Annotated in this window: 11 protein-coding genes; 5 read left to right on the forward strand and 6 right to left on the reverse strand. The window is 71.4% G+C overall.

Features of this window, described 5'->3' with window-relative positions; genetic code table 11:
• Positions 1–689: 689 nt before the first annotated feature.
• From NAG42_RS32355 to NAG42_RS32370, 4 genes are all read right to left on the reverse strand, one after another.
• Positions 690–3,308, reverse strand: a complete 2,619-nt coding sequence (locus NAG42_RS32355) for a lipopolysaccharide biosynthesis protein (protein WP_250035725.1) — start codon at positions 3,306–3,308, stop codon at positions 690–692.
• Between the two features lie 196 nt (positions 3,309–3,504).
• Positions 3,505–4,566, reverse strand: coding sequence for a magnesium and cobalt transport protein CorA (locus NAG42_RS32360; protein WP_250035726.1), 1,062 nt, complete (start codon positions 4,564–4,566; stop codon positions 3,505–3,507).
• Positions 4,567–4,592: 26 nt separating this feature from the next.
• Positions 4,593–5,330: an ABC transporter permease gene (locus NAG42_RS32365; protein ID WP_250035727.1), complete on the reverse strand. Its 738-nt coding sequence runs from the start codon at positions 5,328–5,330 to the stop codon at positions 4,593–4,595.
• Positions 5,331–5,333: 3 nt separating this feature from the next.
• Entirely contained in the window at positions 5,334–6,308 is a 975-nt protein-coding gene (locus tag NAG42_RS32370; protein ID WP_250035728.1) for an ABC transporter ATP-binding protein, read from the reverse strand.
• 62 nt (positions 6,309–6,370) lie between these two features.
• Here NAG42_RS32370 and NAG42_RS32375 point away from each other — a divergent pair, with 62 nt between their 5' ends.
• The 3 genes from NAG42_RS32375 (at position 6,371) to NAG42_RS32385 (ending at position 9,208) form a co-directional block, all read left to right on the forward strand.
• Positions 6,371–7,324: a helix-turn-helix transcriptional regulator gene (locus NAG42_RS32375; RefSeq protein ID WP_250035729.1), complete on the forward strand. Its 954-nt coding sequence runs from the start codon at positions 6,371–6,373 to the stop codon at positions 7,322–7,324.
• A 175-nt stretch (positions 7,325–7,499) separates the two neighbouring features.
• Complete coding sequence (locus NAG42_RS32380; RefSeq protein WP_250035731.1) at positions 7,500–8,330, forward strand: LLM class flavin-dependent oxidoreductase; 831 nt, start codon at positions 7,500–7,502, stop codon at positions 8,328–8,330.
• 125 nt (positions 8,331–8,455) lie between these two features.
• Complete coding sequence (locus NAG42_RS32385) at positions 8,456–9,208, forward strand: SGNH/GDSL hydrolase family protein (RefSeq protein WP_250035886.1); 753 nt, start codon at positions 8,456–8,458, stop codon at positions 9,206–9,208.
• Between the two features lie 6 nt (positions 9,209–9,214).
• Here NAG42_RS32385 and NAG42_RS32390 read toward each other — a convergent pair whose 3' ends face one another.
• On the reverse strand, positions 9,215–9,748 hold the full coding sequence (locus tag NAG42_RS32390) for a GNAT family N-acetyltransferase (protein ID WP_250035732.1): 534 nt from the start codon (positions 9,746–9,748) through the stop codon (positions 9,215–9,217).
• A gap of 25 nt (positions 9,749–9,773) precedes the next feature.
• Between NAG42_RS32390 and NAG42_RS32395 the strand changes: the two genes are divergently transcribed.
• Entirely contained in the window at positions 9,774–11,234 is a 1,461-nt protein-coding gene (locus tag NAG42_RS32395; RefSeq protein ID WP_250035733.1) for a beta-N-acetylhexosaminidase, read from the forward strand.
• Between the two features lie 102 nt (positions 11,235–11,336).
• On the opposite strand, the gene NAG42_RS32400 is transcribed toward NAG42_RS32395, so the two are convergent.
• Positions 11,337–12,542: a cytochrome P450 gene (locus NAG42_RS32400; protein ID WP_250035734.1), complete on the reverse strand. Its 1,206-nt coding sequence runs from the start codon at positions 12,540–12,542 to the stop codon at positions 11,337–11,339.
• Positions 12,543–12,735: 193 nt separating this feature from the next.
• On the opposite strand from NAG42_RS32400, the gene NAG42_RS32405 reads away from it, so the two are divergent.
• Entirely contained in the window at positions 12,736–14,931 is a 2,196-nt protein-coding gene (locus NAG42_RS32405; protein WP_250035735.1) for a peptidase, read from the forward strand.
• Positions 14,932–15,718: the final 787 nt, after the last annotated feature.

Genomic DNA, 15,718 nt, shown 5'->3' on the forward strand with positions numbered 1-15,718 from the left:
CGCATTCACGGCCAGTACGAAACGGTTAAAAGCCCTGTGTCCGAAATTGCCGTTATAGCATGATCAGCGGACCGCGAGGACAGCGGACAGGCGACGGGAGGAACAACATGACGGCGCGCCGCCGAACCTGTTCCGCCACCGCTGTCCTGCCCGCGACGAGACCGCCACCCGAAGTAGGTCGAAGAGCGGCGCCGCCGCGGACGCGCGGAACCTGCTGAAGGCGCCCCTCACCCCGCTACTGCCGGCGGCCGAAGCCGGCGAGCCGGAATGGCTGCCCGTGCGCCGGAGGGCCAACCACGACATGCGGGCCGTTGTCTGGGAGACGGCGGGGTCGACATCCGCTGTCCAGGCGACTGGAACGCGCGGCGACTTCTCGAGCGCAACAAGACCGACGAGTCCGCCTACGACCGGAGCGCCTTCGCCCCGCTGCGGCCACCATCAGCCACAGCGATCAGGCGTGACTCACACCTTCCTGAGCGACACCAGCTTCAAGCTCCCGTGCGGAGCTGACGAAAGCGGCACCTGAAGTGCCGGAACATAGTGGCGGCCAGCACGGCGCCGGATGAACCGGGGGCGGGACGGACCCGCCAACTCACGAGCGGCGGCCAGCTACGCCGAACATAGTTGCGCCCGGCCAGCAGAACTGGCCGGGCGCTTTGCTTTCCAGCACCGCGACGCGGCGCCACGGTTCAGACCCGGGCGAGGACCTGGGTAGCCTCGTCCGATTCCCGCCGCGCGTTCATGATCAGGGCCGACGGGTCGGCCAGGACCATCTCCATCGCCTTCGAGATCAGGTTGGGGTCGAAGGTCGACGCGTGGAACGTCGCCTCGAGGTGGAGCACGCCGTTCATCTCGCTGGTGGTCAGCGTGACGCCCTCGGGGCTGTTGAGCGTGGGCACGCTCAGGTTGACCCGCCACTCCGGCCCGACCGACCAGGGCAGGTCGCCGAGCAGGTCGTGCCGGCCCTGGTTGCTGAAGGTCAGGCGGGGCCGCGGCGGGATGGCCAGCTCCGACGGGTACGGGTCGGGCATGCCGGGCGCGCCGTCCAGAGCGATCTTGCCCTCGCGTAGCACCATCATCGTGAGGATGCGGCCGGTGGCCAGCTCGTTCTTGATCGTCGTGTTGATCGACGCCGGGTCCATCATGTTCTGCGGGGACAGGTAGGGGCCCATGCAGAAGTTGCTGTCGATCCGGGTGTCCTTGTCGAGGAAGCGCCGGCCGTCGGCCAGGAACGTCGCCCCGCCGGTGTCGGGCTTGAGGCCCAGCTGGTTGAGCGCCGCGGTGAACGCCGCGAACGTGATCGCCGACGTGGTGACGCCCGGGGAGTACTCGTCCCGCCACTGGCGCATCAGCTTGAGCGTCGTGGCCGAGCGGGCCGAGCGTACGGTCAGGTTGGGCTGCCACTTGCGCATGCGGGTCTCGACGGGCTCCGGCGGGCGGGCGAAGCTGATGCCCTCCTTCCAGCGCGCCGGCTTGGTGCCGAACTGCTTCCACCAGGCCTTGGGCAGCGCCATCCGGTTGCGCTCGAGCGGCGGGATGACCGCCGCGCGACCCTGGCTGGCGGCGAGCACGAGTTCGTGCACCAGCAGGTTGACCGGGCCGGCGTCGCCGTACGCGTGCGAGACCTTGATCGCCACGTAGCCGGCCCCGACCAGGATGCGGATCGGGTGGATGCCCCGCGGCTCGGACTGCAGCTTGCGGGTCATGCCGTCCATGTCGAGCGACCAGTCGCCGGAGTCCTGCACCGCGCGGTGCACGAACTGGGCGAACTCCGCGCCGTTCATGTGCTCCCAGCGCGCGCCGACGCGGTCGAGCTTCGAGACGGCCCGGTGCTTGGGGTCGGCCGCGTGCAGACCGATCAGAGCCCGGCGTACGCCATCGACGGTCACCCCGTAGAGCGGCCCCACAGTCCGGATGTATTCGAGCGGCAGCCACGCCCGCTCGTGCAGCGTCATGATCGTGGTGTTGGCGCTGTCGCCCCGCCGCTTGGCGCCACCGAAGACCACCCGCAGCACGGTCGGCGCGACCAGCACCGTCTCGACGGCCATCACGATCGCGACCCACTTGACCAGGTCGGTCAGGCCGCCGGTGCTGCCGCCGTACCAGGCCGCGCCCAGCTCGGCCGCACCCGCGAAGAGCGAGAAGACGCCGGCGCCGCGCACCTTGTCCTGCACGCGGGAGATCGCCATGAAGAAGTGCAGGAAGACGAACGGCACGTAGGTCAGCGCCAGGATGCGCAGCGCGTCGCCGGCCGTCTCGGCGTACTCCGCACCGAACAGCGACATGATCGGGTTGGCCAGGAACGAGACCGCCAGCGCGACGGGCACGCCGCCGCCGAGGCAGATCATCAGGCCGACCCGCACCTTGGAGGTCAGCGCCCGCTTGTCACCGCTGGCCACCGCGAACAGCGTCAGTGCCACGTTGCCGGGCACCATCGCGAGGAAGGACAGCACCATAAAGGCGGTGTAGAACGACGCGTTGGCCTCGGCGGACAGCACCGCGGTGACGACCAGCGGCAGCGCCGCCCGTGGCAGGTAGGTCGCCAGGTTGAGCAGGTTGTGGTCGAAGGTCGACTTGCCGCGGCCCTTGAGCAGCGAGAGCCGGGGGCGGGCGGAGTCGATGATGCGGCGGCGGCGCAGCGCGACGCTCAGGATGGCGGTCGACAGCACGATGCCGGACACCCAGGTGAGCAGCAGCTCGTTGCCGGTCAGGGTGATCGGCGCGAAGGCCAGACCGCCCAGCAGCGCCAGCTTGATCACCGAGAACCAGGCGTTGCGCATCAGCTGCAACGGACCCTTGAGCAGGCCGACCAGGGCTTCGTCGAGCACCAGGGTGACCGCGTTGATGGCTATGCCGGCGATCAGCAGGACGCTGCCGAACGTGCCGCCGAGCGCCGCCTGCAGGCCCGGGATCCAGAGCTGGGCGACGATCACATAGACGATGCCGCCGACCGTGGCGGCGCTGCCGGCCACGAGCAGACAGGTCGTGATCAGTTCCCACTTGGGGCCGCGCAGCTGTGACAGGTCGGAGATCAGCATGGTGCCCATGCCGAACATGCCGATGGTGCCGATCAGCGTCATCGCCGACACGGCGGCCGAAGCCTGGCCGACCGCCTCGGGCGACGCCGTACGTGCGGCGACCCACCAGTAGGCGAACCCGAACAGCGACGTGATCGCGGTGGTCGCGATCAGGGAGCCGGCGTTCAGGAACAGATCGACATGCCCCTTGAGGGCGGTCACGATGCCGCTGCGGCGTTTGGCCGGTTTCGGCACCGAGCTTTGCGGCGCTCGAACCTCGGTCGCGGTCACACAGCCTCCCCACGGAACGACGATGAAAGGTTAGTTACTCGCCGGTTTGCGTTGCTACGGGAGAGCGGCCGGATCTTCACATACTGTCCGGTATGGACGATCGTGTAAGCGGCGGATCCGGGTGGCCGTTCGGTCGATACCTGGTGCGCCTGAGGTCCCGGATGAGTCATCCGGTCACTCGCGGTGACGTGGATCATCACAACCAACCCGCTCGTTTGAAACGCCAGAAGAGGCCGCTACAGACGAGAAGAACTATCACAATCGTCACCGCGAACCCATACCGGGAGTCGATCCCGGGCATATTCGTGAAGTTCATCCCATAAATCCCGGCTCCGACGGTCGGGACGGCGGCGATGGCGGCCCAGGCGGCGATCATGCGCATGTCGTTGTTCTGTTCCAGCGTGACCTGTGTCAGCCGGGCTTGCAGGACCGAGTTGAGCAGGTCGTCGAAGCCGGCCACCCGGTCGGCGGCCCGGGCCAGGCGGTCGCGGACGTCGACGAAGTAGGGCCGCAGAGCCGGTGGCACCTCGGTCAGGTCGAGCAGCCGCACGAGCGGCTCCTGCAGCGGCAGCACTGCGCGCTTGAGCTCCACCATCTCACGTTTGAGCTGGTAGAAGTGCGCCACGTCGGCCGAGCGACGGGTGGCGAAGGTCTCCTCCTCGATCCGCTCGAGGTCGTGCTCGACATCCATCGAGACGGCGAGGTAGTCGTCGACCATCCGGTTGGCCACCGCGTAGGCGACCGCCCACGGGCCGGTCCGCAACAGCTCCGGGCGCTTCTCGACATCGCGCCGAACCGGCCACAACGCGCCCGCCGTGCCATGACGGACCGTGATGACGAACCACGACCCGATCAACAAGGTCACGTCGCCCGTGTCGACCACTTCACTGGTCGCCGTCAATTCCTCGTGCTCGACATAGCGGGCCGTCCGCAGCACCAGCCGGGTCACCTCACCGGCCGACTCGACGAGCGGCCGGTGCCCGCCCTCGGTGGTCTGCTCGACGATCAGCTCGTGCAGCCCGAACGTCTCGGCCACCGAGCGCATGGTCACCAGGTCGGGCTCGTGCAGCCCCAGCCAGAGGAACTCGCCCCGGCGCCGGCGCGCCGAGGCGTAGTGGGCCGGGCCGGGCCGGCGCCGTCCGGCTTGGTAGACGGCGCAATCGACCACGGCATCCGGATTGTGGCGGCGCCGCTCGACAGCGGCACCGGTGGTGCGCGGCGCGATGCCCTCGACGAGGCGGCCCAGAAGCTTGAACACCCGCCGACCGTACTGGCCCGGTACGACTAATCCGAGCGGCGCATGGCTCGCACGCCGGCCCACAGGCCGAGGGCCGCGACGGCTGCGGCGGCGACCACACCGCTCACGGTCGCGGACGTCCAGATGTCACCGTTGAACAGCGAGCGCTCGGCGTCGACGACATAGCTGAGCGGGTTGCCCTTGGCCAGGGCCCGCAGCCAGCCCGGGCCGTTCTCGATCGGCAGCAGCACCCCGGCCAGCAGCAGCAACGGGAAGATCAGGGTCTGCTGCACGGTCCAGAACAGCCACTCCTGGTTCTTGGCGGCCAGAGCCAAGGTGTACGAGAGAGCGCCCAGCCCGATGCAGAAGGTGGCCAGGACGACCAGCCCCAGCAGCGCGCCGGCGAGGTTGAACCGGAACCCGAACGGCACGCAGACGGCCACGATCAGGGCGGCCTGGGCGAACATCGGGACGATCTCCTTGAGCGCCCGGCCGATCAGCAGCGCCGGCCGCCGCAGCGGGGTGACCAGCATCCGCTCGTGCGAGCCGGTCTGGATCTCGAAGAGCAGGTTGGAACCGGTCATCGACGACGCGAACAGGCACGACATCACGATGATGCCGGGCACGAACCACTGCAGGGCGTCGGCGCCCGGCAGCAGGGGCGCGAACAACGCCAGGAAGACCAGCGGCTGCACCATCGAGAAGATGATCGTGAACGGGTCGCGCAGCACCGGCCTCAACTCGCGGCTGAAGACGGTCCGGGTGTCGGTGATCAACGTGGTCATGGCTCAGACCTCCACGAGCTCGTCGGTGCTGTTCGCGGGCTCCTGGGCGGCGCCGCCCTCGCGCAGGCTGCGGCCGGTGAGTTTGAGGAAGACGTCGTCGAGGGTGGGGCGGATCACCTCGACCTCGGCCGCGGGATGCCCGGCCGCGCGCAGGTCGTCGAGCATCCCGGGCACCCGGCGGGGCGCGCCCTGGGTGGTGATGGTCAGCCGGGTGCCCTCGCGGCCCGGGTCGTACGCGGCCAGCGTCGAGGCGGCCCGGGCGGCCTCGGTCTCGGCGTCGAAGCCCAGGACGATCCGGTCGCCCACGTGCTCGGCCTTGAGCCGGGCCGGGCTGTCGTCGGCCACGATGCGGCCGTGGTCGATCACGATCACCCGCTCGGCCATCGAATCGGCCTCGTCGAGGTAGTGCGTGGTCAGCACGATCGTCGTCTCGTGCTCGGCCCGCAAGGCGAGGATGTGCTCCTGCAGGTTGGCCCGGTTCTGCGGGTCGAGACCGGTCGACGGCTCGTCGAGGAAGAGCAGCTCGGGGGCGTGGATCAGGCCCATCGCGATGTCCAGCCGGCGGCGCTGACCACCGGAGAGGCTGGAGACCCGGCGGTCGGCCACCTCGGCCAGCCCCAGCGAGTCGACCAGGCGGCCGGCCCGGGTCCGGGCGTCGCGCACGCTCAAGCCGTACGCCCGTCCTTGACTGATCAGCTCGTCGCGCCCCCGCTGGCTGTGGCCGGCGCCGTTGCCCTGTCCGATGTAGCCGATCCGCAGGCGCACCTCCCGCTGCTGCCGCACCACGTCGAAACCGGCCACCCGGGCCGTCCCCGAGCTCGGCGGGATCAGCGTCGTCAGCATCCGCAGCGTGGTCGACTTGCCGGCGCCGTTCGGGCCGAGCAGCGCGACCAGCTCGCCCGGCGCGACGGTGAGGTCGATGCCGTCGACCGCCCGCACGTCCTTGAAGTGCTTCGTCAGCCCTCGTGTCTCAATCATGGACACGACGCTAGGGTTGCTTGCGGACACTTTCTGACCTCAATGTGGCGGAGTCTGGATTCATGGCGAACACGAGTGCCCGGATGCTCCGGCTGCTGTCGTTGCTCCAGACCCACCGTTACTGGCCGGGGTCCGAGCTCGCGGGCCGGCTCGAGGTCAGTCCCCGTACGCTGCGCCGCGATGTCGACCGGCTGCGCGAGCTGGGCTATCCCGTCGACGCCAGCCGCGGCGTGGCCGGGGGCTACCAGTTGCAGGCCGGTGCCGCGGTGCCGCCCCTGCTGCTGGACGACGACGAGGCGGTGGCGATCGCGATCGGGCTGCGCACGGCGGCGGCGGGCGCGGTGGCCGGGTTCGAGGAGACTTCCGTACGGGCCCTGGCCAAGGTGATCCAGCTGCTGCCGCCCCGCCTCCGCCGCCGCATCGACGCTCTCCGCGAGGTCACGGCCCCCGGCGCCTTCGGGGGAGGTCCGACGCTCGACGCCACGGTGCTGACCACCCTGGCCATGGCCTGCCGGGGCGAGGAGCGGCTGCGCTTCGACTACACGCGGAAGGACGGCGAGGCGGCCGCCCGATATGTCGAGCCGCACCGGCTCGTCCCGCTCGGCCGGCGGTGGTATCTGGTGGCGTGGGATCTCGACCGGGGCGACTGGCGCAGTTTCCGCGTCGACCGACTCGGTGCGCCCGCGCTGACCGGGGCCCGTTTCCGCCCGCGCGAGATCCCCGGCGGCGACCCGGCGGCGTGGCTGCGCTCGCGGATGTCACAGATCCCGGCGCGTTACGACGTCTCCGTCGTGCTCGAGACGCCGGCCTCGGCGGTGCGAGCCTTCATCGGCCATTACGGCATCGCGCAGGAGCTCACCCCCGCGTCGTGCCGCATGCGCATGAACACCGACGATCTCGGCTGGCCGGTCATGGTGCTCGGCGTGCTGGGTGTGCCGTTCGCCATCGAGTCGCCGGGGGAGCTGCGCGAGCGCGTGCGGCAGACCGGCGAGACTCTCCTGCATGGAGCCGCGTGAGATCCGATTTGGACGGATCGGCGCCCCCGTGGCGCCGATCCGCACGCAGAACCTATCGGCGGCCTCCGACAACTTCGTCCTGAGACTAAGGCAGGGCTTATATAAGAATCGACGAATGCGAGCCGTGATCGCCGAGCGGTCCGAAAATGTCGGAGGTCCCGGGCAGAATCAGGTCATGACCACGATCGGTGCGATCTTCCTGCCATCGAATCCGCCCGAGACCCTGCGCTCCGTCGCCCAGGCCGCCGACCAGGCCGGCCTCGAGGAGCTGTGGATCTGGGAGGACTGCTTTCTCAACGGTGGCCTCACCGCCGCCACCGCCGCCCTGGCCTGGACGGAGAATCTGCGGGTCGGCATCGGCATCATGCCCATCCCGTTCCGTAACGTCGCCTCGCTGGCCATGGAGCTCGCCACGCTGGGCCGCCTGTTCGGCGATCGCGCGCTGCCCGGCATCGGTCACGGCGTCCAGGAGTGGATGGGTCAGGTCGGGGCCCGGGCGTCCTCGCCGCTCACCCTGCTGAGGGAGTATGCGACGGCGCTGCGCGCCCTCCTGCACGGCGAGTCGGTCACGGTCTCCGGCACCTACGTCAAGCTCGACAACGTTCGGCTGGACTGGCCGCCCGCGGTGCCGCCGGTGCTCTCGGTCGCGGCCGGCGGGCCCAAGACGATCGCGCTCGCCGGCGAGGTCGGCGACGCCGTCGTGCTGGCCGGGGGGACCTCCCCGGCCATGGTCGCCGAGGTGGCCAAGACCGTCACCGATGCCCGGCTGGTCGTCTTCCTGCCCGCTCTGACCGGGCCCGGGGCCGAGGCCAAGCTGATGGCCGACATGGAGAAATACCAGGCCCACTATCCCGGCGTGTGGGGCAGCCCGGCCGAGATCGCCGCCGGCGTGGCCGAGTTCGCCGCCGCGGGCGCGAGCAAGGTGATCCTGCAGCCGGTGGCCGGCGAGGATCCGGAGGCCTACGTGCGCTGGGTCGCCGAGGCCGTGAAACCGCTGATCGACTGATCGGCCGCGGGTGGGGTATGCGGGCGCGGTATGACGCCGGTCGCGTCCGCGGGTCCGGGCCGCCCGCGGTGGGCTAGCGTCGGCGAGGGGCCATCGGCAGGCAGAGGGGAAAGTTCGGCGTGACGATGCGATATGTGGCGATCGGGGACAGCTTCACCGAGGGTGTCGGCGACGAGTTGCCCGACGGCTCGGTTCGCGGGTGGACAGATCTCGTCGCGGCCGGCCTGGCCGCCGGCGAGGGCGAGACCGTGCAATACGCCAATCTGGCCATCCGCGGGCGCCTGCTCGAGCCGATCGTCAACGAGCAGCTCCCGGCCGCTCTGGCCCTCTCGCCGCCGCCCACGCTGCTGACGCTCAACGGCGGCGGCAACGACATGTTGCGTCCCGGCAGCGACATGCTGCGCCTGGCCGAGCTCACCGAGCGCGCGATCCAGCGCTGCCTCGAGGACGGCGTGCGCATGGTGCTGCTCAGCGGCGGTGACCCGTCCGAGCGGCTGCCCCTGGGCAGCATGATGCGGCGTAAGGGCGAGGCACTCACCCAGTCGGCGATCGACCTGGCCAAGCGCTACGACATCACGTTCGTCGACGTGTTCCACGACGCCGAGATCCGCCGGGCCGGCTACTGGTCGGCCGACCGGCTCCACCTCAACGCGGCCGGCCACCGTCGGGTGGCCGGCCTGGTGCTGGCCGCCCTGGGCTACGAGACCGAGGCCCACGTCATCGACCCCGGCCCGCACGAGAGCCGCCGGGTGCTGGCCGAGGCCCGCTATTACCGCGAGCATGTGCTCCCGTGGCTCCACCGCCGCGTGCGCGGCCTCTCCTCCGGCGACGACCGCACCGGCAAGTTCGTCGACTGGGCCGACATCAGCCCGGCTTGACCCGGCTCAGGGCAGGGCGCGACGGCGGATGTGGTCGTCGTGCCACTCGGCGCCGACCTGGAAGCGCTTGACGCCGATCACCTCGAAACCGTGCTTGGCGTAGAACTTGGCGGCCCGTACGTTCTGCTGATTGACCCCCAGCCAGCAGAAGGCGGCCCCGGTCGACGCGGCCGCGGCGAGCGTGGCGTCCATCAGGGTGGCCGCCGCCCCGGTGCCGTGCCGGTCCGACGCGAGATAGAACTTGCTCAGCTCGACGCTGACCTTCTCGTCGACCACGGCCGCCACGTCCGGATCCTTGATCGGGCCGCTGACCAGCATCGAATAGCCCAGTGGGACCCCGTCACCGAGCACCAGCAGGATGATCCGCAGCGGGTCGGCGAGGTAGCCGCGAAAGCTGGCCACCGACAGGTGGGTGGCGATGAAGTCGTCGATGTCGGCTTGGAGGGTTCCGGGCGGACAGGCCAGAGCGAAAGTCCGTTCGGCCAGATCGTGCAGCAACTCGGTGTCGGCATCTTCGGCGCGACGGGTCGTGATCGACATGGAAAGACAGTTTATTGTTTGCCGCGTGCGCCCTCCCACGATGAGACAACTCGGCGATGTCATTCCTCGACCGGTTTCGGTCCGATCCGACCCGGCCGCCGACTTCGCAGTCCCGGCCGACGTGTCGGTGAGTGCCGCCCCGGCAGCCGCCGCGATCGCCGACGAGCTGGCCGACCTGCTGCGCCGGGCCACCGGCTACGCGGTCCCGCGGGATCCCGGCGGGTCGATCCGCCTGGAGCTCGACGACGACGCCGGCGCGACCTCGCCCGAGTCCTACCGGCTGGACATCGCGGCCGACGGTGTGACCTTGCGCGCCCCGGCCGTCGAGGGCCTCTTCGCCGGCGTCCAGACGCTGCGGCAGCTCCTGCCGGTCAAGGGTGAGGTCGTCCTGCCCGGCGGCCGCGTCGAGGACGAGCCCCGCTTCGCCTACCGCGGCACGATGCTCGACCTGGCCCGGCACTTCTTCGCGCCCGCGGACATCCGGTCGTTCATCGACACCATCGCCCAATTCAAGATCAATCACCTGCACCTGCACCTCACCGACGACCAGGGCTGGCGGCTCGAGATCGACGGATGGCCTCGCCTGACCGAGGTCAGCGGCGGCGCGGGCACCGGCATCGACGGCGCCGGGCCGGGCTTCCTCACCGCCCAGGACTACACCGACCTGGTCGCCTACGCCGCGACCCGGTTCGTCACGATCGTCCCCGAGATCGATCTGCCCGGCCACGTCAACGCGGCCCAGGTCGCCTATCCCGAGCTGACCTGCGACGGCGAGCCGGTCCAGCCGCGCACCGACGCCGAGGTCGGCTACAGCTCGCTGTGCGTGGACCGGGAGGAGACGTACGCCTTCGTCGAGGACGTGATCCGCGTCGTGGCCGCCCTGACCCCGGGGCCCTACCTGCACATCGGCGGCGACGAGGCGCTCAGCACCACCGCCGAGGACTACCGCACCTTCATGACCAGGGTGCTGCCGCTGCCCGGCAAATACGACAAGCGTGCGATCGGCTGGCACGAGATGGCCGCGGTCGACCTGCCCGAGGGTGCCGTCCCGCAGTACTGGCGCATCGAGCCGACCGACGACGGCGTCGCCCGGGCCGCCGCGGCCGGCCACCAGGTGATCATGTCACCGGCCGACCGCAGCTACCTGGACATGAAGTACGACGACTCGTCGCCGCTGGGCCTCGACTGGGCCGGCCTGGTCAGCGTCGAACGCTCCTACGACTGGGATCCGGCCGACCGCCTGCCCGGCGTGGGGGAGGAGTCGCTGCTCGGCGTGGAGGCGCCGCTGTGGTCCGAGACCCTGCGCAGCCGGGCCGACATCGAGTTCATGGTGTTCCCGCGCCTGCTGGCGATCGCCGAGATCGGCTGGACCCCGCAGGCCGCCCGCGACTGGTCCTCCTTCCGGGAGCGGCTGGCCGAGTTCGGGCCGCGGTTCGAGGCGCTGGGCGTCACCTTCCACCGCAGCGCGGAGATCGACTGGCGCTGAGCCGCGCTCGCAAGCAGTCTTAAGCCAGCCCAGCGGGATCCGGGTGAGCGCACCCGAGCGAAGTGGGGCCACGCCTCGGTCTGGCCCCACTTCGGCACCGTCTCAGGGCACCACGATCTGCCAGCCGCTGTGCACCCGGGCGGGGACGCGGCTCAGGTCGATGCTGGAGTTCTGCGGCGGCACGTAGTGGTCGAGTTTCGCCAGCCGCTGCACGAGCGTGCCGAGCACGGCGATGGTGATCTGCTCGCCGGGGCAACGGTGGCCCGTGCGCGGGTCGCCGCCGCCCTGCGGGATCAGTTCGAACGCGCCGACCGGTCGGCCGAGGAAGCGTTCGGGCCGGAACTCGTACGGGTCGGGCCAGACCCGCTCGTCGTGATGCTGGCCATAGACGTCGAGCAGCACGAGGGTGCCCCGCGGGATGCTCGTGCGCTGGAAGCTGAGGTCGTGGCGCGCCCGGCCGCCGAGGAACGGCGCGAAGGGGTAGAAGCGGCGCAACTCGTGGACGAACGCCCGGGTGTACTCGTCGTCGCCCGCCCGCAGTGCGGCCCGGGTGCCCGGCCACCGGTCGAGCGCGTGCCCGGCGAAGGCCACGAACCACGCCACCGCGGTGGTGGGCCGGATGATGTTGATCAGCTCGACGGCGGCGGTGCGCGAGTCGAGAAGGCGGCCGTCCTCCAGGTGGTGCGCGATCACGGACAGCGGCGTATCCGTCGGCTCCTGACCCCGTACGGCATCGATGATCTGGGCGAAGCGGTGCTCACGGCGCCGGCGGGCCACCCGGGCTCGCACATGACGCGGCCCCAGGGTCGCGAAACCGTCGACCATGGCCACGAGATCGGCGGTCAAGGCGTCCCGGTCGCGCTCGTCCCCGGGTACGCCGGTCCAGCGCGACACCGCGTCGGTGAGCACCTTGGCGGACTCGTCGAACAGCCGCACCGCCTTGCCCCCGCGCCAGCCGTCGGCCGCCTCGTCGAAGATCTTGCCGGTCAGCGAGGCCAGGTTGTCGATGCCGTCCTGGTGCATCAGCAGCGCCACGAAGAGCGCCTTGCGGGCCCGGTGCGCCTCGTCGTCCAGGGTGTGCACCCCGCGGCCGAACAGCGTGTCGACGACGGGCTCGGGCAGCGCCGTGTGTCGTTCGAGGTTGCCCTCCGCATAGAAGAACTGGGCCGCCTCGGGTCCGCTGATCGCAACCGCCCGCTGCCCGCCGAACCGCATCGGGATCGGCCGGCCCTGACTCCGGCGGCGCAGATCGGGCAGCCAGGCATACCCCTTGGTCGCGAACGGCAGGGTCTGGTCTCCAAGCGCCATGGCAGTGCGTATCCCCTCCGGTGACGCCGCGAAACCGGCCCGAAAATCTTCCTTATTTTTCCCTCCGGCGGACTGTTCGTCTGGGGTTTCCGTCGGAGGGCCGCCCTACTCTTGGGCGCGTTGACGGGCGAGAGACCGGAGGTTGATGGTGCGGCCGGATGCGGAGGCGTCAGGTTCCGGGGCGGACGAGGCCGTGGGCTCCGCGGGGCGCTCGGCGGCGATGCTGCTGGGCTTCCTCACGCTGGCCTGGCTTCAGGTCGGCGCGGTGCTGCTGGTCGTGCTGCTGATCCTGCGGCCGTTGCCGGGCTCGCTCGCCCTCGGGGTGGCGGTGCCGCTGGTCATCGCCGTGGCCGGCTTGCTGTGGTGGGCCACCGTGCGGGCCCTGCGCCTGCGCCGCTCGACGCCGGCCGGCGTGCCCGTGCTGCGCCGGCACGCGCCTGATCTGTGGACGATGCTCGACGAGGCATCGGCCGCGGCCGGGGTCCAGCCACCCGACGGGGTGACCGTCGTGGCCGGGGCCACCCTCGCGCTCTTCGAGCCGCTGCGCCTGGGCGGTCTGCTCGGCGGTCGTCGCGAGCTCTACCTGGGGCTTCCGCTGCTCCAGGCATGGGACGAGTCCCGGCTGCGGGCGGCCGTCGCCCACGAGCTGGCGCACGGCTCACCCGCGCTGGGCGGTCGCTTCGCCCCCCTGGCCCGGCGCGGCCGGATCGCCCTGGGCCGGATCGTCCCGCGCATCCCACGCCGCAGCCCGGCCGGCCCCCTGCTGCGCGCGTGGGCCCGGCTTTATCTGAGGGTCGACAATCCCTACAGCCACGGGCAGGAGCTGGCCGCCGACCGGGTGGCCGCCGCCTTCGCCGGCCCGCGCGCGGCGGCCGCGGTGCTGCGCGACCGGCCCGCACTCGAGGGCCTGCAACAGCTCTTCCACGCCGAATACCTCAGTCCCGGCTGGCAGACCGGTCTTGTCCCCGACGACGTGTTCGGCGGTTTCCTGCACGTCCTGGCGGCCCGCAGCGACGACATGGCCGTGCTCCGGGCCCGCGAGCCCGAGCCGCCGGGCGAGTGGGATCCGCACCCGCCGCTCGCCGCTCGCCTGGCCGCGCTGGCCGCCCTCACCCCCGAGGGCCCCGAGGCGCCCGGGCAGCCGGCCGGCGACCTCGTTCCCGACCTGCCCGGGATGGGCCGGGCGTTGCAGGCGATGGCCTTCCCGGTGGGTGGGCGCGCGGTGGTGAGCTGGGACGAGTTCTTCGGCGTGGCCCGCCTGGCCGAGATGGAACGGGAAGCCGACGCGTCACTGCGGGCGCTGTCCCGCGCGGCCGGCACCCCGGTGACCGGCGCGGCCGAGGTGCTCGACCTGGCCGCCGACGGACGCCTCGGCAAGATCGCCGAGACGGTTTTCGAGGACCTGCCGGCCGACGAGGTCTCGGGCCGGGTCACCAACCTGATCGCGTTGCTGCTGGCCCTGGCCGCCCTGCGCAGCGGCGTGGCCCGCTGGCGTCACAGCTGGTCGGGCACGGCCGAGCTGGTGGCGATCGACGGCTCCTATCTGGAGTTGCAGATCCCGGCCGAGATGGCCGGCGACCCGGCCACGGTCGGCCAGGTCCGCGAGTGGCTGACGGCGCTGGGGGTCGACCTGACCGCGGCCGCCGCCCCGTCCCGCCACCACTCGGCCCGGGTCCCGGTGCTCGGCGGCGTCGTGGGCGTCCAGGTCGACGGCTCCCGCACCGACCTGCTCGTGCTCGAGACCGGCTTGTTCCTCGTCCCGGGCCTGCCGCGCTCACGCCACCACGAGGCCAAACGCCGCCTCACCCGCCTGGCCACCGACGGCGTCCTCACCGACGGCACCCCCGCCGGTCCCACCCCGGCCGCCGGTCTGTCCCCGGCCGGCCTCTCTCCGGTCGGTCCATCCACCACGGGTCCCACCCCGGCCGCTTCGTCCCCGGCTGGTCCGTCGGCCGCCGTTCCTGCCCGGGCTGTTTCCTCTCCAACTGGTCCGTCGGCCGCCGTTCCCGCCCCGGCCGCTTCCTCCCCGGCTGGTCCGTCGTCCACCGGTTCCATCCCGGCTGGTTCGTCCCCGGCCGACGCGATCGGCTCGACAGAGCCGCCGTCGACGCTCACCCAGGCAACCGCCGGCGCGGGGTCGCAACACACCGCTTCCACCGCGACGCTTCCCGATGCCCGCGCGCATGATCCAGCCGCGGCGGGCAGCCGTTTTGTGCCCTTCGCCGACGTCGCCACAGCCTCGGCCACCCGCAACGGCCGCCGATCGTGGGAGATCAATCTGCATGACGGCGTCACCCTGACCGTCCGCAGCACACTCGACAGCGAAGAACTCCCCGGCGGCTGGGCCGCCCTCGACGACGCGGTGGCATTCCTGACCCGCACCCGCTGACCGCGACCCGCACCCGCTGCTCGCGACCCGCACCCGCTGCTCGCGACCCGCGCCCGCTGCCGCACCCGCTGCTCGCGACCCGCACCCGCTGCTCGCGACCCGCACCCGCTGCTCGCGACCCGCGTCCGCTGCCGCACCCGCTGCTCGCGACCCGCGTCCGCTGCCGCACCCGCTGCTCGCGACCCGCACCGCTGCTCGCGACCCGCACCCGCTGCTCGCGACCCGTGCCCGCTGCCCGCTGCCGCGCTCGCTGCTCGCGACCCGCGCCCGCTGCCGCGCGCCCGCTGCTCGCGGCCCGCTACCCCGCGACACGGACCTGTCTCCAACCTGCTGCTCGTGGCCCGCACCTGCAGACCACAACCCCACCTGGTGATCGCGTCCTGCATCTTCGCCTGGAGCCCGGCTCGCATCCGCTGGCGGCGAGGCGCACCTGCTGCTCGCCACACGGACCCGGGCGCGCACCCGCTGCTTGTGGCCGCACCTGCAGGCCACAACCCCACCTGGATCGCGACTGCATCTGCGCCTGCAACTCGGCCCGCATCCGCTGGCGGCGAGGCGCACCTGCTGATCGCGACACGTACCCGGACCCGCTGCCGTGGTCAGCACTCGGCGCGGGCCGTGTCGTTCCTCACGTAAGTGCTGGTCAGCGGCTTTCGGCGGGCACGCACGGTGGCGGCTTTGGGGGCGAACCCGGCCTCGACCGGGTGATGACCGGCGGCGGCCACCTCATTTTGGCGTCGACCGGCCCGCGTCCACTGTGCTGACTCAAGTTTGCGCAGGTCGATGA

Source organism: Paractinoplanes maris, assembly GCF_023544465.1.
In the GTDB taxonomy this organism is placed as follows: domain Bacteria; phylum Actinomycetota; class Actinomycetes; order Mycobacteriales; family Micromonosporaceae; genus Actinoplanes; species Actinoplanes maris.